Genomic DNA, 19,290 nt, shown 5'->3' with positions numbered 1-19,290 from the left:
GATATCAAAGCCCATGAAGCAAAAAGTAACTGTTGGTTGGAGAGAAATCGTCTCCCTACCAAGTCTTGGTATATCAACTATCAAGGCAAAAATAGATACTGGCGCTCGAACCTCGTGTTTGCATGCCTTTCAGCTTGAGACTTTTGAAAAAGATGAAAAGACTTGGGTCCGGTTTTGGATTCATCCTAAGCATAAGGATCTGAGCGAAGAACTAATGTGTGAAGCGATGGTTATCGATCAACGAATCGTTCGTGACTCCGGTGGACACGAAGAATATCGTTACGTTATCCAAAGTGATGTCAAGGTCGGAAACAGAAGCTGGCCCATAGAAATAACGTTAACAAACAGAGAAAACATGAGTTTTCGGATGTTACTGGGAAGAACAGCGATGAACGAACGTATTGTCGTCGATCCCGGTGCTTCTTTTTTGGTTCCATTAATTGAGAAGAAATCGTGAAAATAGGTATTTTATCCCGTAATGCATCATTGTATTCAACCAAAAGACTGATCGAAGCCGCAAAGCTTCGAGGACATGAAGTTAAGGTAATCGATGCTTTACGATGCTACATGAACATTAACTCCGACAAACCAGAAATTCACTTTAAAGGTGAAGAACTAGCTGGTTTCGAAGCGGTGATTCCTCGTATTGGAGCATCAGTCACTTTCTACGGCACAGCCGTATTAAGGCAATTCGAAATGATGGGCGTCTATCCAGTTAATGAATCCGTAGCGATAAGTCGTTCACGAGATAAACTACGTTCCATGCAGCTGCTATCTCGCAAGGGTATTGGTATGCCTATTACCGGCTTTGCCAGTAAACCTGACGATATCAAAGATCTGCTTGATATGGTTGGCGGTGCTCCGGTTGTTATTAAGTTACTGGAAGGAACTCAAGGTATTGGTGTTGTCCTTGCAGAAACACGTAAGGCCGCAGAAAGTGTGATAGAAGCATTTATGGGCCTTAAAGCAAACATTATGGTACAGGAATACATAAAAGAAGCTGGTGGTGCTGACATTCGCTGCTTTGTCATTGGAGACAAAGTGATTGCAGCGATGAAACGCCAAGGTGTCGAGGGTGAATTTCGTTCTAATTTACACCGCGGCGGTAGTGCTTCTCTTATCAAAATTACCCCACAAGAGCGTAAAACGGCTATCGAAGCAGCCAAAATTATGGGGTTAAATGTTGCAGGCGTTGATTTACTGCGTTCAGAAAGAGGACCACTAGTCATGGAAGTGAACTCATCTCCGGGATTAGAAGGTATTGAAGCTGCGACGGGTAAAGACATCGCTAGTTTGATCATTGAGTTCATAGAAAAGAACGCGCAGGCAAAAAGGACCAAGACACGTGGCAAAGGCTAAACAGACTAAAAGCTTTCATTTTTTGGGGGAAGAAATTTTCCCAAATAGCCGAACTGTAGTGCACTGTGATGTGCCAAAACTGTATACAAATACTGCATTATCGATTCCGATAGAGGTCATCCATGGACGTACTGAAGGTCCCGTACTCATGATCAATGCAGCTATTCATGGTGATGAATTAAATGGCGTAGAAATCGTCAGACAAATGATTAACGCCATCAACTCAGCGGACCTTAAAGGGACATTAATTTGTGTCCCGATTGTTAACGTGTTCGGATTTATTCAGAAAATTCGCTACTTACCCGATCGTCGGGATTTAAACCGTTGCTTTCCTGGTAGTGAAAAAGGCTCTCTCGCATCTCGCCTTGCTGATACATTTTTTAATGACGTCGTAATGCAGTGCCGTTATATTATTGATATCCACACAGGCGCGATTCATCGTACTAACCTACCGCAAATTCGTGCGGATCTGTCTAAACAAGAAACCCAAGACTTAGCAAAAGCCTTTGGTGCGCCAGTCATTATAAATTCAGTGATCAAAAGTGGTTCTCTGAGAAGTGAAGCGGAGAAAAGAGGCAAAACCGTCTTAACCTATGAAGGTGGTGAAGCGCTAAAATTTGACCCCATTGCCATTAATGCAGGTATCGTGGGTATAAAACGCGTAATGCAATCGTTGGGAATGCTGCGAAAAAGTCGTAAAAAGGTACCAACTTCATTTATAGCAAACTCAAGCACGTGGGTTCGCGCTGAATTCGATGGAATTTTGAGAACCATAGTGTCTTTGGGAGATAAAGTCGAAAAAGGTCAAACCCTCGCTTATATCAATGCACCTTTAGGTCATTTTGAAAAAGAGATTACGGCAACTAAGTCTGGAATTGTTATTGGACAACAAACTCTACCGTTAGTAAACGAAGGGGATGCCGTGTTCCATATCGCCCACGTTAGCGATAAAAATGAAAGTATTGAACAAGTCGTTGAGGCTTTCATTGATGAAGTCACTGACAATGAACTCGATACCATTACAACGGGCTATATCACACCCAATACCTAATCCAAGCAACAAGGTAGCAATATGCTACCTTGTTTTAGAAGATGATTAGACAATCGCTCCCCAGACAACAGCAGTCACAAGTACAGGACAAACTACTTTGACGTAGATTGGCCAAACCTTGCCAAAGAAACGGTTTTCGAATTCAGGGAAACCTTGTTTTAGCTCAGCTATTTTCTTATCTCGTTGCCATACCCAACCACCAAAGAGACAAAACATCAGTGCTGCTATAGGTTGAAGATACTGTGTCGCCACTGTCGCGACTAATCCAAATAGAGTTCCGAACGAACAGATAATAATGATACTAAAAATCGCTATCAGGACTCCTAGCCCCCATGTCGAGGTTGTTCTCGATACCGAAAAGCGCTCACTCACTAAGGTAACTGGGCACTCTAGCATGGAGATAGAGGACGTCAGTGCTGCAATCGTTAAGAGTAAAAAGAAAATTAACGATACTACGTTACCCCAAGATCCCAGACCATCAAACATCATGGGTAAAACTCTAAACACTAATGTGTCAGAATTTAACAAACTCCCGTCAGTGGCATAAATCTCCACTCCCTGATTCATTGCAACAAACATCGCCGGCATAACAACCAAACCAGCAATAAAGGCAACCGATGTATCAACCAAAGTAACGCTCATTGCCATTTTTGGAAGATTGGCCTGTTTGTTGAGATAAGAGCCATAGATAAGCATGGAGCATCCGCCAATGGTTAGAGAGAAAAATCCTTGTCCCATTGCCGCAAGTAGTAAATTTTTGTCCCAGATTTTGCTGAAGTCCGGAACCAAATACATCTTAAGTCCGTCTACCGCGCCTGGCTGAAACATAATATAAATGAACAAACCTAAAAACAGCATAAACAAAGATGGCATTAATCGTACCGACCATTTTTCGATGCCTTTTTTAATACCGCCCTGCACGATTAAAATCGTCAGAAGATAAAAAATGACTGCACCAAAAATATTTCGCTCTATAGAGAATGCCTCCAACCAAATAGCAGCCTCATGCAAATTCAATAAATTACATAAATCGGCGAGAAAAAAACAGATAATCCAGCCACCAACAATACTATAAAATGACAAGACAGCCGTTGGAACACAAAGACCTAACCACCCGACACTTGATGCTAACGGTTTTAACTTTCGATTCTCTGTTAGTTTTCTCATACTATCGATCGGGTTCGACTGTCCATGCCGTCCAATAGCAAGTTCGACAACGAGCATAGGATAGGCAACAACAGCGATGAGAATTAAATAGACAAGAAGGAAGGCACCACCACCATTACTGGCGGCTTGAGTAGGAAACCCCCAGATATTACCAAGCCCAACAGCAGCGCCCGACGCCGATAATATAAAACCGATTTTGGAGCCAAACAGCTCTCTTTTATTTAAATCTGTCATACAACCACACTAACAAACTAGTTGGCTAGTACAGTAAAGGAATCGGCCAAGAAAGGCAACTATCAAATAATATTTTCACTGGTAAAGTAGAAAAATAATAGTGAATACTAGTGTAATAATAAATTTACGCAGTATATGCGTTTATTTAGGCAGCAAAATTACTGCCAATTACTCTATTTCTCCCCTCATTCTTTGCTTGATAGAGATTTCGATCCGCGGCTTGATAATACTTAAGGTAATGCTGTGGGCTTGGAGACTGGATTAAAACAGCGCCTACACTCATCGTAATAATATTTTTTGTTGATGAAAAAGCATGCTCAATACCAAGATCAGCAATTGATTCATTAATAGACGTTGCAATAGCGGTTGCATCGAGTTGCTGTTTACTTGCCACAACAACACAAAATTCCTCTCCGCCAAAACGCGCAACGATACGCCTATCACCAGATGAAAAGTATATGCTATTCAGACAATTAGATACTTGATACAACACGTTATCACCACTAATGTGCCCATAATTATCATTATAAGCTTTAAAATGATCGATATCGCCCAGACATAAAACAATGGAGTTGTAGGAAGAATCATCGAGAATCGTCAAAAACTCTTTTTCTAATAGATATCGGTTTGCTAATTGAGTTAACGAATCATGTTCAGACTGCCACTGTAACTGCTCTCGGCTTCGTTCAAGATCATTTACCAAACGATAAATAGTTCGGCCAAATTGCTTAAGCTCTAGAGAAATAAACGAATCAGACTTGGGTAACTCACCTGATTCCTTATACATTTCAAGGGTTTTATTTGCTGCAACTACGGGCTTCACTATCATAGACACAAAAACCATATTGATTGAGAACATCACCAAAGAAAAAATCCCCAGTGCAATCATATCGTCCCAATTAAGGAATTCAGGAAGCTTTACGTTATGGTGAACTTTAAAGACCACGCCGCCAGTCATACCACAAGGTTTGATGATATAAGAGACGTTCTTTTCTTTCGGTAAATCAGCTTTCTCGTGTTTGTTGCTGATGACAGAAACATCAATTTTCAATCCAGTCGTCTGCTCAATTTCCTGCAAAAACTGACTCCGAAGCTTCTTGAGAAATGCCATATAACCAAAATGGCAATTGAAGCCATCACTTTCACACACTCTCGACATAGCTAACAAATACGGGACTTTGTTGATAACGATATAGTTGTAACTCGCGTCAACCTCCTCCTTCTGAGTTATGTCATCATAATGTTTCAAAAATTGCTTAATAGTCGGGAGTAGCTCTTCATAACTGGTATTTTTTTCAGCATCATAATCATAACGTAAACCCCAGCTCAATTTAAACTGAGGAGTAAACATGAAAAACGCTTCAAGCTTATTAGACGTTAACGCATGAGTATTCATGCTTTCTTCTTTAAATTCGTCACTCGGATGGCGAATGAACTCGATCATTTCTTGCCAGGCTGCGTAATCTTCGAGGCTAGCCGTCATTTCAGCCCCTTTAATACCGAGGATCGTACTCACTCGAGTATTTTCTTCAGCCTGAAGTTCATGAACTTCAGTTACTCGTTTTTGATAGACCCAAAAATACTGAAACGACAGATAAAGAATAATAAACAGACTTACGACAACGAGAGAAACAGAAGTCACTAATGATCGCAAGCGAAAATGGCTTAATTTCATAAACGCTCAATTATCCGAACTAGATTGTAAATACCTGATAATTTCTTAGTTCAGGTATCGATTTATGCAATGATTGCTCTTGATCGATAAGCTGATTAAAGGAATCACACACTTCTTTTTGTCGTTTTTCTTTATCCTGAGAGAAACGTTGCCAATGTTCGTAGATCTTATTATTGAGTTCTTGGACCAATGCTGTGAATTCAGAAAAGCTTAGTTCACTGAGTTTATCGACGCCATCAGAAGCAGCATCCCATAAACTGGAGATAAATTCGTGATCAAACAGGGATTGCATCTTTTCAATAGCTTCATCCAATGTGCTCATCGAGGTATTATCGATACTAAAGCCATCGTCACCGTAGAAACTCTCTGATGCCTGCTGCCAGTATGTATGCATTCTTTGCCGTAATGTTTCCAAACTATCGGACTCACCTAAACTGGATGAAATATCATCGATAATCAAGTCGATTTGTTTGATAGACTGAGCTGTGTAACTCTCTATCTGATTCACACTAGATACCAGCTCTTTTTGATAGGCTTCTAAAAACTTGTGCTGTTCAGAAGTTAGTGGATGCTCCTTTCCGTCAATTACCAACCGACTATCATTATAGATTGTAGCAACTCGACCATCTTCCATAATCACATTGACGGAGTCATCATTGTGTTGAATTTCACTTTTTAATTGGACATGGCACTGCCCTGCGAAACTAATGGGAGAAAAAATAATTGAGATAAATAGCAAAAATCGAGTCATAAGGTTGGTCATCTTGATGGTTTAGCGCAGATTAATCATTAAACAATCATTAATCAAGCGTCTTCTAAAATTCATTAAAGCTCAGTTGTCTATCCTGGTCGAGATGAGTAAATGTTACACTAATTCCAATAAGCCTAATTTCCCGACTTCCTTGCCTTTCCACTATCTCACTCAATAAATGATGAAACATGGGAAGCTTCAATTCTCGACTCTGATTCTCTATGGTCGTAACCTGAAAGTCGGAAAATTTAAGTTTAACACCTAACTTGGCGATGTGCCGCTGAGCATGTCCTTTAGATAGCCTTAATTTAAGCTCTGGATAAAGTTTATTTTCTAGCAGGTCCCAACACTCATCGAATGTGCGAATGTTTTTCTCCAGTGTCCTTTCAACACCAACACTTTTCCTCTCCCGTGCGACTTCGACCTCACGATCGTCTTGGCCATGACATTTTTTCCATAAGGAACTTCCGAGACGACCAAAATGTTTTAATAGGTAACGATAGTCGCCATCACAGATATCTCGACCAGTATAAAAACCGTGATTGTGTAAATTTTCTATCGCGACTTTACCGACTCCAGGAATTTTTTCTAACGCTAATTGATCAATAAACGCCTGCATTTGTGAAGGAGTTATCACAAACTGCCCATTAGGCTTATTAATATCAGATGCAACTTTAGCTAAAAACTTTAGAGGTGCGACCCCCGCAGAGGCGGTAAGATTCAACTCTTCTGATATTCGTCGGCGAATATCTTGAGCAATTAACGTCGCAGAGCCATGACAATCACGAGAGTCAGACACATCAAGGTAAGCCTCATCGAGTGATAAGGGCTCTATCAGAGAAGTATAATCTTCCATAATATTTCTTATCTTCTGTGATACCTGCTTATAAACCTCCATCCGTCCCGAGACGAGCGTTAAATGCGGACAAAGCTTAAAAGCTCTTGCAGTCGACATAGCAGAGCGAACACCAAACGCCCTCGCTTCATAGTTGCACGTACTAATGACCCCTCGCTGGGTAGAGCGGCCCCCTACAGCCAAGGGAATCCCTCGTAAGGTAGGTTCATCACGCATTTCGACCGCAGCATAAAAGCAATCCATATCAATATGTATTATCTTTCTCATTGATTTCATGACTAAAAATTCAACACACCTTGGAACAAACTCACTATTTAATAATTGTGTTCTGTACTTTATAGTTAGCTTTTCTAGACTATTACTAACGACAAAACAAAATGGATTAAATCTTTGGTTGAAAAAATACTCGTCGTTGAAGACAGTCAAACTTTTTTAAAGCATTTGACACAACAGCTAATCTCCTCTGGTTTTATCGTGGACTCAGCAACTTCATTTGCTGAGGCTAAAGATAAGCTCGATTCGGGGAACAATTACTTATGTGCGATTTTAGATTACTGTCTGCCAGACGCTCCCAGTGGAGAAGTTATTGATCTCGCCATCGAAAATAGAGTTCGAAGCGTTGTACTCAGTGCAACCTTCAAAGATGAAATTCGCGATCGCTTTATTCAAAAAGGCGTCTTAGATTACATCCTAAAAGACAGTCCCGCATGGTCTCACGATTTACTTTCTATTTTGCGTCGACTTATTAATAACCGTAATCATCATGCCCTAGTTGTAGATGACTCTCAATTGGTGCGCAACTATCTTTCTCAACTGCTTGAGCATCAGTATATCAGAACATCAGTAGCACAAGATGGTATTGAGGCCTTAACAATATTGGAAGACCAAAAAGACATTAGCTTCATAATTACTGATCACGATATGCCCGAGATGAATGGGCTGACTTTTATACGCAAAATTAGAGAAAAAAAGGATCGAAATGTCTTGCCTATCCTAGGCTTATCCGGCAATGAAGAAAGAACCCTCACTGCACAATTTATTAAGGCAGGTGCTAACGACTTTTTATATAAACCATTCAATCAAGAAGAGCTTTATTGTCGGATTCACTATTTATTGGGTATGAAAGAGGCAAATGACAAACTCTACAAATTAGCCAATCAAGATGAACTGACTTCTCTTTGGAATCGGCGTTACTTTTTTAAGTTTGCTCAACGCAAAGAAAAAGAAGGTAAACCTTTTGCTATTAGTATGTTGGATATCGACTTTTTTAAGAAGGTCAATGATAGCTATGGTCATGACTGTGGAGATAAAGTCATCCAAACCGTTGCCAGTATACTGAAAATACACTTTGAGTCTTCTTGTGTCGCACGTCTTGGCGGCGAAGAGTTTTGCGTACTTTACGAAGGTGATTTTAGTAAGTTTTTGTCTGTACTCGATATAATGCGTAATAGAATTAGCTCAATCGAAGTTCCTTACCTAGATAACAAAATATCTGTCACTATCAGTATTGGGGCAACAAATCAGACCGGGCCGTTAGATGAGAAAATCAAAATTGCAGACGCTCATCTATACACAGCGAAGCAACAAGGACGAAATAGAATTGTTTCGGACAAATAGAATCACAGACGAAGGCATTAAGCCTTCGTCTTTCTTATCTAACTAGACTATGCGATCTTTTTCCCACTCAGCCATAAGCTTAGCTCTTGCAGCGGCTTTTGCCTCACGCTTTTTCCTTGCATCGCATGGCTCAGGACAATTACATACCTTTTCTATTCCGACTGCCCCTAAACCGCCACAGCTACCACTGACTGACTTTCTTTGGAAAATATACCCAACAGCCATTGCTAATATAAAAATAACAAAGACAGCAAATGTAATTAAAAATGTGTTCATGCTTCCAACCCTATTTACTTACCAAGAAAGGCTGAAATGTCGTCGATGACACCTCTTCGAAACCATTCTCAGATTTAACTATCATTAGTACCGGGATTTTAAGTCTTTCTGCCACTTGCATAGCGCGCTTCTCTCCCAATACCATCAAACCTGTCGCCAACCCGTCAGCTGTCATAGCTGAGGCATGCAACACTGTGACAGAGGCAACTTTATTATCTATCGGACGACCTGTTGAAGGATCGATAATATGTGAATATCGAACACCATCTTGCTCAAAGTAATTTCTATAATCGCCTGACGTTGCCATTCCCAAATCACCAGGTTGTATGAGCTCTTGTACTGCTCTTTGTTCAGTATCTGGCTTTTCAATTGCTATGCGCCACATAGAGCCAGTAGAACTTACCCCTTTCGTGCGAATTTCTCCGCCAATTTCTATCAGGTAGTTTTGTATACCTCTATTTTCTAATAGTGCAGCGACCAGATCAACACCCCAACCTTTTGCAATGGTAGAAAGATCAACGTAAAGATCAGGAACCGTTTTACTTACAGAAAGTGAACGACTATCGACTTTAAGATACTGAATACCAACTCGCTCTTTAGCAAGTTCGAGTTGCTCGTCCGTCGGTACTTTTTCCGGCCTAGCATTAGGTCCAAATCCCCATAGATTCACTAGCGGTCCAACAGTAACATCCAAAGCACCTTCAGTTACTGTATTTAACCGAATGGCTTCTTGCATTACCGTGACTAAGGCGGGAGAAACTGTAAAAGGCTCAGTCGATCTGAATTGATTGAATGAACTTAGTTCAGAATCATTTCTGTACGTCGACATTTGATTGTTGACTTCATCTAGAACCTTATCTACGTCGATCTTTATTTTCTCTTCACTTAAAGCGGAATTGCCTTCTGGGGAAATATATTTAATATTGTAGGTCGTTCCCATGGTAGACCCTGTTATATACATTTGCTCAGGAGCACGTTCACATCCCATGAGAAGGAATATTGTCACGATAAGGACCGAAATCTTCACCAGAACCTCTTCAAAACAAAATATCAGTAAAGATAAAGGCTTTCACATTCACAAAATCAAAACCCTTATCTTTACTAAAAAAGATGGCTGACAATAAGCCAGCCATCTTTTCATACTCAAAAACTCAGATTAGCCACCAAAGTCATCGAGTAGGATGTTTTCATCTTCAACACCAAGATCATGTAGCATGCTGATAACAGCTGCGTTCATTACTGGTGGCCCACACATGTAATACTCACAATCTTCTGGAGCTTCATGATTTTTTAGATAGTTTTCATAAAGCACATTGTGGATAAAGCCTGTGTATCCATTCCAGTTATCTTCTGGAAGTGCATCAGATAACGCAACATGCCAAGTGAAGTTATCGTTCTCTGCTTGCAGAGAATCAAAGTCTTCAACATAGAACATTTCGCGTAAAGAACGAGCACCATACCAGAATGTCATCTTACGTTTTGTTTTCAGACGTTTTAACTGGTCGAAGATATGTGAACGCATTGGAGCCATACCAGCACCACCACCGATGAATACCATTTCAGCATCTGTGTCCTTAGCGAAGAACTCACCGAATGGACCGGAAATAGTCACCTTATCTCCCTCTTTTAGAGACCAGATATAAGACGACATTTGACCCGGCGGTACATCAGGATTACGTGGTGGCGGTGTCGCGATACGCACGTTCAACATGATAATACCGAATTCTTCTGGGTAGTTCGCCATTGAGTAAGCACGGATGATTGGCTCATCCACTTTAGACTCATAGCGGAATAGATTGAACTTATCCCAGTCTTCACGGTACTTTTCAGGTACATCATAATCAGCGTATTTAATATGGTGAGCAGGCGCTTCAATCTGAATATAACCACCCGCACGGAATGGCACACTCTCACCATCAGGGATCTGCAGCTTAAGCTCTTTTATGAACGTCGCTTTGTTATCGTTTGAGATAACTTCACATTCCCACTTCTTAACACCGAAGATTTCTTCTGGTAATTGGATGTCCATGTCAGCTTTTACTGCTACCTGACACGCTAGACGTTCCCCTTCACGAGCTTCACCTTTTGATATATGGCTTAGCTCTGTTGGTAGAATATCACCACCACCAGATTTAACTTTAACTCGGCACTGACCACATGAGCCACCACCGCCACAAGCAGAAGATACGAAAATACCACTGCCTGCTAGCACACCAAGTAGCTTGCTACCTGGTTGTGTAACGATCGCTTTTTCAGGATCGCCATTAATTGAGATCGTAATGTCACCTGTTGGTACAAGCTTAGATTTGGCAAATAGTATTACCAATACTAAGACGAGTACAATCAGAGTAAACATCACTACACCAAGAATTATGTCCATTGACTATTCCTTTTAGTTGCGGTTTACCCGACTTACAGTTGAACACCAGAGAAAGACATAAAGCCTAACGCCATCAAACCAACAGTGATAAACGTAATGCCTAAGCCACGAAGACCTGGAGGCACATCAGAGTACTTCATTTTCTCACGGATACCTGCAAGTGCAACGATAGCGAGCATCCAACCTAGACCAGAACCGAAACCATATACGATTGATTCAGGGAAGTTGTAGTCACGTTGTACCATGAACGACACGCCACCAAAGATTGCACAGTTAACTGTGATCAATGGCAGGAATATACCCAGCGCGTTGTACAATGGTGGGAAAAAGCGATCCAGAATCATTTCCAGAATCTGTACTAATGCCGCGATAACACCGATGAACGTGATGAAACTTAGGAAGGTCAGATCGATACCATCAACTAGAGCGTTCTCTTTTAACACAAGGTTATAAACCAAGTTGTTAACGGGAACAGAGATAGTTAGAACCACAGTAACTGCGACACCAAGGCCGAAGGCTGTTGATACTTTCTTCGATACAGCAAGGAATGTACACATACCCAAGAAGAAGGCTAATGCCATGTTCTCGAGGAATACAGACCTAACCAGTAAACTTATGTAATGTTCCATGACAACCCTACTCCTTCGCTTCTACTTGTTCAGGCTTGAATGTACGGATGATCCAAATTAGGAAACCGATCAAGAAGAAAGCAGATGGTGCTAGTAGCATCAAACCATTTGGCTGGTACCAACCACCATTGTTCACCAATGGAAGGACTTCAAGACCAAAGATTTTGCCTGAACCAAATAGCTCACGTACAAACCCAACAGAGATAAGAACGAAACCATAACCAAGACCGTTTGCAATACCATCCAAAAATGAAGGAATTGGAGCTTCTTTCATTGCGAATGCTTCAGCACGACCCATTACGATACAGTTAGTAATGATAAGACCAACGAATACGGAAAGCTGTTTTGAAATATCGTACAAAAACGCTCTCAGAATTTGGTCAACCACAATTACCAACGAAGCAATGATCGCCATCTGAACAATGATACGGACACTGTTTGGAATATGGTTACGAATCAATGATACAAAGAAGTTAGAGAAAGCTGTTACAAACATTACAGCAATGGTCATAACAAACGCAGTTTCTAACTTGGTTGTTACTGCTAGAGCAGAACAAACACCCAGAACCTGAAGCGCGATTGGGTTGTTATCCAATACTGGCGCTAACAAGCTTTCCTTTAGATTTTTTACACTAGACATTAGTTCAGACCTCCGTCACGAACTTTTGCTAGGAATGGACCAAAGCCCATATCACCTAACCAGAAATCAAACTGATGCTGTACGCCATTACTGGTCAATGTTGCACCAGATAACGCATCTACACCATGTTCAGAGCCTGCAGGTGCTCCACCTTTGACGATCTTGATTGCTGGCTGATGGTTATCATCATAAAGTTTCTTACCAACAAACTGAGCACGCCAGCCTGGGTTTTCAACTTCACCACCCAATCCAGGAGTTTCACCCTGCTCGTAGTAGATAATGCCATCAACTGTGTTACCGTCAGTCTCAACAGCTACGAACGCATACATCATTGACCACAAGCCTTTACCGTGAATTGGGACAATCACGCGGTTAACCTGCTCATCACCCTTCACTAAGTATACAAGACCGTAGTTCGCACGAGTACGAATGCCCGCTACATCTTCATCAGGACTAAGTTTAGTTGATGTTGAAGCGTTACCCGATGCTGCTTTTTGATCGTAAGTTTTTGCTGTTTCGCCGTTAGGTGTTTTCTCAACAAACTCACCCGTCTTGAAGTTAACCAATTTAGGCTCGATGTACTGAGCATAAAGGTCTGAAACTTTACCTTTGCTCATATCTACGCCGGATACTTCAAGAATTTTTGATTGTTGATCGAGAAGAGCGTTTTGCTCTTGCTTAGATCTCAAACCAACCGCTGCTACTGATACGATGATTGAGCACACTAAGCTCAACGCGATAACAACAAACAGCGTTTTCTTAATGCTATCGTTATTACTTGCCATAGCGCGCTAATCTCCGTTTTACGTTTTTCTCAACCACGATATGGTCAAACAATGGTGCGAACAGATTCGAGAATAGAATTGCTAACATCATACCTTCTGGGTACGCAGGGTTAACTACACGAATGAGTACACACATTGCACCGATAAGAATCCCGTACCACCACTTCGCTTTATTAGTGAATGCAGCAGAAACTGGATCAGTTGCCATAAAGATCATACCAAATGCAAAGCCACCTAAAACTAGATGCCAGTGCCAAGGCATTGAGAACATTGGGTTTGAAGGAGAATCAATCAGGTTGAACAGAGTTGATAATGCAATCATACCAATCAAAACACCTGCGATAATACGCCAAGAAGCAATACCCATATAAACGATGAATGCACCGCCAATAATTAGAGCAAGAGTCGATACTTCACCAATCGATCCAGGGATGTGACCCAAGAAAGCATCAAGCCAAGTAATCGTTTGTCCTGTCGCATTATTGATTAGCGCACCATGACCACCCTGTGCCCATTGGCTCAATGCTGTCGCACCTGAAAATCCATCTGCAGCAGTCCACACTAAATCACCAGAGATTTGAGCTGGATAAGCGAAGAATAGGAATGCACGACCTGCAAGAGCTGGGTTTAGGAAGTTACGGCCTGTACCACCGAATACCTCTTTCGCAACTACAACACCAAATGTGATGCCAAGCGCCGCTTGCCACAAAGGAAGTGTTGGTGGAACGATCAAAGCAAACAGGATGGAAGTAACGAAGAAACCCTCGTTGACTTCGTGCTTGCGCACCATACAGAAAAGGACTTCCCAGAAACCACCAACGATAAACACTGTTAGGTAAATTGGTAGGAAATAAGTCGCACCCAAGAGCATTTTACTACCCCAAGCTGCGTCTGTACCTAAGGTACCACCCAGTCCGGTAGTCAGCCAATAATGCCAGTTACCGTTAATAACATCGGTAAGTTGTGCACTTGAATACAAATGGTGAAGTGCTGCAATAGCTTGATCACCAGCGTTATACATACCCCAAAACATTGCAGGGAATACCGCTAGCCATACCATGATCATGATACGTTTAAGATCCGCACTGTCACGTACGTGTGAGCCTTTTGAAGTTACCGTGCCTGGAGTATAAAAAATTGTCGCAGCTGCTTCATACAACGCAAACCATTTTTCATGTTTTCCACCCGGTTCAAAATGATGCTCAATGTCTTCTAGAAACTTTTTAAGCCCCATGGAAATTACCCTTCTTTCTCAATCTTGTCCAAGCATTCACGAAGCAGTGATGCATAGTCATACTTACCTGGACACACAAAGGTACATAACGCTAAATCTTCTTCGTCAAGTTCCAATGCACCAAGACGTTCAGCACTTTCGGTATCTCCAGCACAGAGATCACGAAGCAACAACGTTGGTTCAATATCAAGAGGCATTACTTTTTCATAATTACCAATTGGAACCATCGAACGATCACTACCGTTGGTCGTGGTCGTCATGTTATATAACTGACCTTTGAACAAATGACCGAGGAAAGAGCGAGTAACAGAGAATTTATTTTTACCAGGCATTGCCCAGCCAATAAATTCTTTTTCACGACCTTCACGTAACACGCTCACTTGTAAGTGATAGCGTCCTAAATACGCGTGAGGACCGGATGCCTGAGTACCAGCTAAGACCGAGCCAGAAATCACTCGAACTTCACCAGGCATAATTTCGTTGTTCGTTAACTCATCCAGGCTTGCACCTAGAGGAACACGAACTAGACGAGGATTGTTAACGACAGGACCAGCAAGAGAAACCACACGACCTGAGTAAAACTCACCGGTTAGGAACAACTGACCGATAGCAATAACGTCTTGGTAGTTGATACTCCATGCTACGTTCGCAGCATTAACTGGATACAAATGATGCATATGAGTACCCACCAGACCTGCTGGGTGAGGACCATCAAATACATGCTCCTGAACGTTTGACTGACCAGAACGAGGTAAACTTGTTCCTTTCTTACAAACGAAAACTTTACCTTCAGTAAGAACAGATAAAATGTCCAAACCAGCGGTAAACGCTTCAGGTTGTTCATTGATCACCAGTTGAGGATCAGCTGCCAAGGGGTTGGTATCGATAGCGGTAACAAAGATAGCCTTGGTAGTTGAATCGATTGCTGGAACCTTGCTAAACGGACGAGTACGAAATGCTGTCCACATGCCAGAATCAACGAGTTGAGATCTCACTTTATCTGACGCTAGGCTAGCCAACTCGCTTGCCGCAAACTTATCAAATGCAACGCTTTCGTCACCCGCAACCTCAATCACGACAGATTGAAGAACACGTTTGGCTCCACGATTGATTTCGATAACTTTGCCGCTAGCTGGCGCAGTGAATTTAACACCTAGATTCTTTTTGTCTTCAAAAAGAACCTGGCCTTTCTTCACCTCATCACCCTCACGAACATACATTGTTGGCCGCATGCCAACATACTCTTCGCCAAGCAAGGCGACTTTTGTGATGGATTTACCATCATTTATCACCTGGGCAGGCGCTCCCGCGATTGGAAGGTCCAAACCCTTTTTTATTGTAATCATACGCACTTGCACTACTTTATCGGGAAAAAGATTCTTTGATTTGTGTATATTGTAAGGTTAACCCGTTCTAAAAAACACTTTAGTAACTAAGAAAACCTTAGACACGACATTCGCCCCATAACTGAGTAAAAACAAAGTTATGAGAAAATACTTTTGACGTTTATAAGCCACATTTTCTGGTTCGACAGTTTATCGCTTTTAGCTTTGTGATGCTATGACCCGAGACGATCGAATCCACCCAATTTTCCTTTCATTTCACTATTTATGCATGAGAAATAAACGTAACTTTGAACCATCGCACAAATTAACTAAAAAGTTTGGGGAGTAACAAAAGTTAATAATCCCATAAACGTTTTGTTGTTTTTTCGTGGTTGATCAAATTTATTAACATAAATTTAAAATGATTAAGGATTCAGCTTACTCCCGCCTTTGCACATAGGACTCTCAGGCACTACAGCACTATCCTGCCATTCGCTCGGTGTATAAGTATGCATAGAAAGAGCATGGACACCATTCTCTAGCTCATTTGCTAAAGTTTGGTTCACAAGTCTGTGTCTGGCAATAAGACGTTTATTCTCGAATTCGTTACTAACAACGATAACTTTGAAGTGACTCTCAGAGCCTGGAGGAACATTATGCATGAAACTTTCATTGATAACGTCCATGTGAATGGGATTGAGAGCCTCAGTTAATTTGGACTCTATTATTTCCTTAATCATATTGCCTCTCTGTCAAGGAATAGCACATTGATAGAATCTATCAACGACAGTAGCACTATTTTAACGTTGCTGAAGGAATAGATAAAGGTTTCTGTTTTCTAAACTGCACCTATTTGAGACAATGAACACGAATTTAACTGAATAGATTGCTCAATTTATGAAAACGCTTTTAGAGCTTGGCTCAAAGAGTCTACATATTCATCGCTACCCACAGAGAAAGAACGAAACGCTTCAAGCATGGGACGCTGGCGATGAATACCTGATCAATTACCTCGAAGAAAAACAGCTCCCAGCCAATACCCATATCGTTATTATTAACGATCATTTTGGCGCACTAAGCTGTTGGTTCAGCGAACACTATAAAGTGACAACGATGAGCGACTCATTTGTCGCTCATAAAGCCATTGAATCAAATTTACAAATTAACAACTGTAAAGAAATTACATTACTAACAACGATGGATCCGATTCCATCCGACGCTGATATTATTCTCTTCCAGCTGCCGAAAAGTAATCGCCACCTCACGTGGATTCTGAGTCAAATTCAGGCGTTAGCGAACGAGGAATGTGAGGTTGTTTCTGTAGGCAAAGTCAAAAACATTCATACATCAACTTTAAATTTGTTTTCATCGTATTTAGGTACGACTACAACGTCACTTGCCTGGAAAAAGCACCGTTTAATTTTCTCTAAAGTGGATAAGTCTTTAGAAATAGACGAGAACACTACGATTACATGGTCGGTGGATAGTGAAAATATAACCCTCACCAACCTGCCGAATGTTTTTTCAGGAGAAAGCCTTGATATCGGTGCAAGATTTTTTCTCGAACACCTGCCCGTCAATAGCTCTTACGAAAAAATCATCGATCTAGGTTGTGGCAATGGTGTGCTATCAATCCAATTAGCACGTCTAAATAAAAAGGCGCACATTCTCGCTATTGATGAAAGTTATATGGCCGTTGCGTCAACGAAAATGAACTTTGAAACAAACGACATTTCGGATAAGCAGCGTTTGCATACACAGGCAAACAACTGCTTAGATGGTATAGAAAATAATTCGGCGGATTGTATTGTGTGTAATCCGCCTTTCCACCAACAAAATACAATCACAGATCATATTGCCTGGCAGATGTTTTGTGATAGCCAAAATGTATTAAAAGCTGGTGGCCATCTCTATGTAATAGGCAACCGCCATCTCGACTATCATGCGAAGCTGATTCGAGTCTTTGGCAAAAGTCATGTAAAAACTATCGCTCAGAACAAGAAATTTGTTATCTTACAAGCGTCTAAATGATAACGTTAGATTTAGTGCTAAGTTTAATACTGTTGAGAGCATAAAAACATCACGAGCTTCAGTCATTATGTTCTTAACATTATGCCAAAAGATTCAAATAAGAGATGTCCATCAAATTAATGGAATAAAAGGAATCAAGTAATGAAAAAACTGTTTATCGCCGCTTCTCTTGCCTTGCTAGCTGCTTGTTCGGCTCCACAGCAACAACAGATCAATTTCATGCCCAAAGCAACCCTCAGTAATAGTGATCTTGTGAAAGGGAAATCATTTACTCTAATGAGTAAAGATGTGCGTACAGCTCAATATGTTGCTTTAGTAGATAGTGGCCGTTCAAATATCGAACCGCTTCATGCACGCCAAAATGTAAGAATTGCGATAGAAAATGCCCTTGCTGATCAGTTTTCTTCGCAAGGCTTCAATATGAGTGTAAATAGCGAAAACACCGTTACAGCAGAAGTTCAGGAAGCATTGGTTTCAGTCAAACACTCTATGCTTGAAAATGAAATGAATGGTAGCGTTGTAATTGCGATTACAGCAGAAACGCCAAAAGGCAAATTAGTGAAAACCTACAATGGTACAGCGAAAAGAACCGGCATGTTTGGCGCATCAAAAGACGATATGGAAATGGTTTTAAATGAACTCGTCGATCAAGTATTGAAAAAAATTGCGGATGATAAAGAACTGCAAAACTACATGCGGGAGCGCTTCTAAATGTCAAAAGCGCTTGTCATAGGATTACTGTCATTTATGAGTGCTTCAGTATGGAGCGCTCCTACTATCGAAGTTGATACCTCCGAGGGAGCTTTCACCGTAGAGCTTAATCAAGAGAAAGCTCCCATTACCGTTGCAAACTTTTTAAAGTACGTTAAAGACGGAAGTTATAAAGGCTCAATTTTTCATCGCGTGATTCCAGGCTTTATGGTGCAAGGTGGTGGTTTTACTTCTAACCTAGATCGCCTAGACAGTTATCCTCCTGTAAAAAATGAAGCCAGTAATGGTCTGAAAAACGATACGGGCACCATCGCTATGGCGCGAACTCAAGATCCCAACTCAGCAACACGTCAATTTTTTATTAACGTAGCTGATAACGAATTTCTCAATGCAGCACAGAATCCCCCAGGCTATGCAGTGTTCGGAAAAGTCACTAAGGGATTTGATATCGTTAAGGCAATTTCGACGGTATCTACAGGTCGCCAGGGCATGATGCGTGATGTTCCCGACACTCCAATCGTGATCAACGATATAAAAATCCTCAACGATAATTAGCCTATCTCGGTTCA

20 protein-coding genes are annotated in these 19,290 nt (G+C 41.2%); 7 read left to right on the top strand and 13 right to left on the bottom strand.

Annotated elements, in window-relative coordinates; translation table 11 throughout:
• Positions 1-13: 13 nt before the first annotated feature.
• From EES38_RS04745 to EES38_RS04735, 3 genes are read left to right on the top strand one after another with little or no spacing between them, the layout of a single operon-like run.
• Positions 14-457 carry an ATP-dependent zinc protease family protein gene (locus tag EES38_RS04745; protein WP_124936042.1) on the top strand — a complete coding sequence of 148 codons (444 nt, stop codon included), beginning with the start codon at positions 14-16 and terminating at the stop codon, positions 455-457.
• Positions 454-1,359 carry a 30S ribosomal protein S6--L-glutamate ligase gene (gene rimK / locus EES38_RS04740; RefSeq protein ID WP_124936041.1) on the top strand — a complete coding sequence of 302 codons (906 nt, stop codon included), beginning with the start codon at positions 454-456 and terminating at the stop codon, positions 1,357-1,359. Before EES38_RS04745 ends, rimK begins: the two co-directional genes overlap by 4 nt.
• Positions 1,346-2,410 (top strand): succinylglutamate desuccinylase/aspartoacylase family protein, encoded by a 1,065-nt coding sequence (locus tag EES38_RS04735; RefSeq protein ID WP_124936040.1) that lies wholly within the window; start codon positions 1,346-1,348, stop codon positions 2,408-2,410. Before rimK ends, EES38_RS04735 begins: the two co-directional genes overlap by 14 nt.
• A gap of 45 nt (positions 2,411-2,455) precedes the next feature.
• On the opposite strand, the gene EES38_RS04730 is transcribed toward EES38_RS04735, so the two are convergent.
• The 4 genes from EES38_RS04730 to dinB form a co-directional block, all read right to left on the bottom strand.
• Complete coding sequence (locus EES38_RS04730; protein ID WP_124936039.1) at positions 2,456-3,811, bottom strand: sodium-dependent transporter; 1,356 nt, start codon at positions 3,809-3,811, stop codon at positions 2,456-2,458.
• A gap of 145 nt (positions 3,812-3,956) precedes the next feature.
• Positions 3,957-5,486 carry a sensor domain-containing diguanylate cyclase gene (locus tag EES38_RS04725; RefSeq protein WP_124936038.1) on the bottom strand — a complete coding sequence of 510 codons (1,530 nt, stop codon included), beginning with the start codon at positions 5,484-5,486 and terminating at the stop codon, positions 3,957-3,959.
• A gap of 19 nt (positions 5,487-5,505) precedes the next feature.
• Positions 5,506-6,237, bottom strand: coding sequence for a DUF2884 family protein (locus EES38_RS04720; RefSeq protein WP_166434210.1), 732 nt, complete (start codon positions 6,235-6,237; stop codon positions 5,506-5,508).
• 64 nt (positions 6,238-6,301) lie between these two features.
• Positions 6,302-7,369: a DNA polymerase IV gene (gene dinB / locus EES38_RS04715; protein WP_439333238.1), complete on the bottom strand. Its 1,068-nt coding sequence runs from the start codon at positions 7,367-7,369 to the stop codon at positions 6,302-6,304.
• 114 nt (positions 7,370-7,483) lie between these two features.
• Between dinB and EES38_RS04710 the strand changes: the two genes are divergently transcribed.
• Positions 7,484-8,710 carry a GGDEF domain-containing response regulator gene (locus EES38_RS04710; RefSeq protein ID WP_124936035.1) on the top strand — a complete coding sequence of 409 codons (1,227 nt, stop codon included), beginning with the start codon at positions 7,484-7,486 and terminating at the stop codon, positions 8,708-8,710.
• 42 nt (positions 8,711-8,752) lie between these two features.
• Here EES38_RS04710 and nqrM read toward each other — a convergent pair whose 3' ends face one another.
• The 9 genes from nqrM to EES38_RS04665 form a co-directional block, all read right to left on the bottom strand.
• The gene (gene nqrM / locus EES38_RS04705) at positions 8,753-8,986 is read right to left on the bottom strand and encodes a (Na+)-NQR maturation NqrM (RefSeq protein WP_124936034.1); all 234 of its coding nucleotides are present in this window, start codon (positions 8,984-8,986) and stop codon (positions 8,753-8,755) included.
• 10 nt (positions 8,987-8,996) lie between these two features.
• Positions 8,997-9,974, bottom strand: a complete 978-nt coding sequence (locus EES38_RS04700; protein ID WP_124936555.1) for an FAD:protein FMN transferase — start codon at positions 9,972-9,974, stop codon at positions 8,997-8,999.
• A gap of 168 nt (positions 9,975-10,142) precedes the next feature.
• A complete protein-coding gene (gene nqrF, locus EES38_RS04695; protein ID WP_124936033.1) occupies positions 10,143-11,366 on the bottom strand; it encodes an NADH:ubiquinone reductase (Na(+)-transporting) subunit F in 1,224 nt (407 codons plus the stop codon).
• Between the two features lie 32 nt (positions 11,367-11,398).
• The gene (nqrE, locus tag EES38_RS04690; RefSeq protein WP_124936032.1) at positions 11,399-11,995 is read right to left on the bottom strand and encodes an NADH:ubiquinone reductase (Na(+)-transporting) subunit E; all 597 of its coding nucleotides are present in this window, start codon (positions 11,993-11,995) and stop codon (positions 11,399-11,401) included.
• Between the two features lie 7 nt (positions 11,996-12,002).
• Positions 12,003-12,635, bottom strand: a complete 633-nt coding sequence (locus EES38_RS04685; RefSeq protein WP_124936031.1) for an NADH:ubiquinone reductase (Na(+)-transporting) subunit D — start codon at positions 12,633-12,635, stop codon at positions 12,003-12,005.
• Positions 12,635-13,420, bottom strand: coding sequence for a Na(+)-translocating NADH-quinone reductase subunit C (locus tag EES38_RS04680; RefSeq protein WP_124936030.1), 786 nt, complete (start codon positions 13,418-13,420; stop codon positions 12,635-12,637). The genes EES38_RS04685 and EES38_RS04680 overlap by 1 nt, the downstream gene beginning before the upstream one ends.
• Positions 13,410-14,654, bottom strand: coding sequence for an NADH:ubiquinone reductase (Na(+)-transporting) subunit B (locus tag EES38_RS04675; RefSeq protein WP_124936029.1), 1,245 nt, complete (start codon positions 14,652-14,654; stop codon positions 13,410-13,412). Before EES38_RS04675 ends, EES38_RS04680 begins: the two co-directional genes overlap by 11 nt.
• A gap of 5 nt (positions 14,655-14,659) precedes the next feature.
• Complete coding sequence (locus EES38_RS04670) at positions 14,660-16,000, bottom strand: Na(+)-translocating NADH-quinone reductase subunit A (RefSeq protein WP_124936028.1); 1,341 nt, start codon at positions 15,998-16,000, stop codon at positions 14,660-14,662.
• A 404-nt stretch (positions 16,001-16,404) separates the two neighbouring features.
• Positions 16,405-16,719 (bottom strand): BolA family protein, encoded by a 315-nt coding sequence (locus tag EES38_RS04665; RefSeq protein WP_124936027.1) that lies wholly within the window; start codon positions 16,717-16,719, stop codon positions 16,405-16,407.
• A gap of 157 nt (positions 16,720-16,876) precedes the next feature.
• Here EES38_RS04665 and EES38_RS04660 point away from each other — a divergent pair, with 157 nt between their 5' ends.
• The 3 genes from EES38_RS04660 to EES38_RS04650 all read left to right on the top strand — a co-directional run bounded on the left by EES38_RS04660 (position 16,877) and on the right by EES38_RS04650 (position 19,276).
• Positions 16,877-18,010: a methyltransferase gene (locus EES38_RS04660; RefSeq protein WP_124936026.1), complete on the top strand. Its 1,134-nt coding sequence runs from the start codon at positions 16,877-16,879 to the stop codon at positions 18,008-18,010.
• 141 nt (positions 18,011-18,151) lie between these two features.
• On the top strand, positions 18,152-18,721 hold the full coding sequence (locus EES38_RS04655; RefSeq protein WP_124936025.1) for a YajG family lipoprotein: 570 nt from the start codon (positions 18,152-18,154) through the stop codon (positions 18,719-18,721).
• Positions 18,722-19,276 (top strand): peptidylprolyl isomerase, encoded by a 555-nt coding sequence (locus tag EES38_RS04650; protein WP_124936024.1) that lies wholly within the window; start codon positions 18,722-18,724, stop codon positions 19,274-19,276.
• The last annotated feature ends 14 nt before the right edge of the window (positions 19,277-19,290 follow it).

It is taken from the genome of Vibrio viridaestus (genome assembly GCF_003856525.1).
Classification (GTDB): Bacteria; Pseudomonadota; Gammaproteobacteria; order Enterobacterales; family Vibrionaceae; genus Vibrio; species Vibrio viridaestus.
This window is presented reverse-complemented; position numbering and strand designations above follow the sequence as displayed.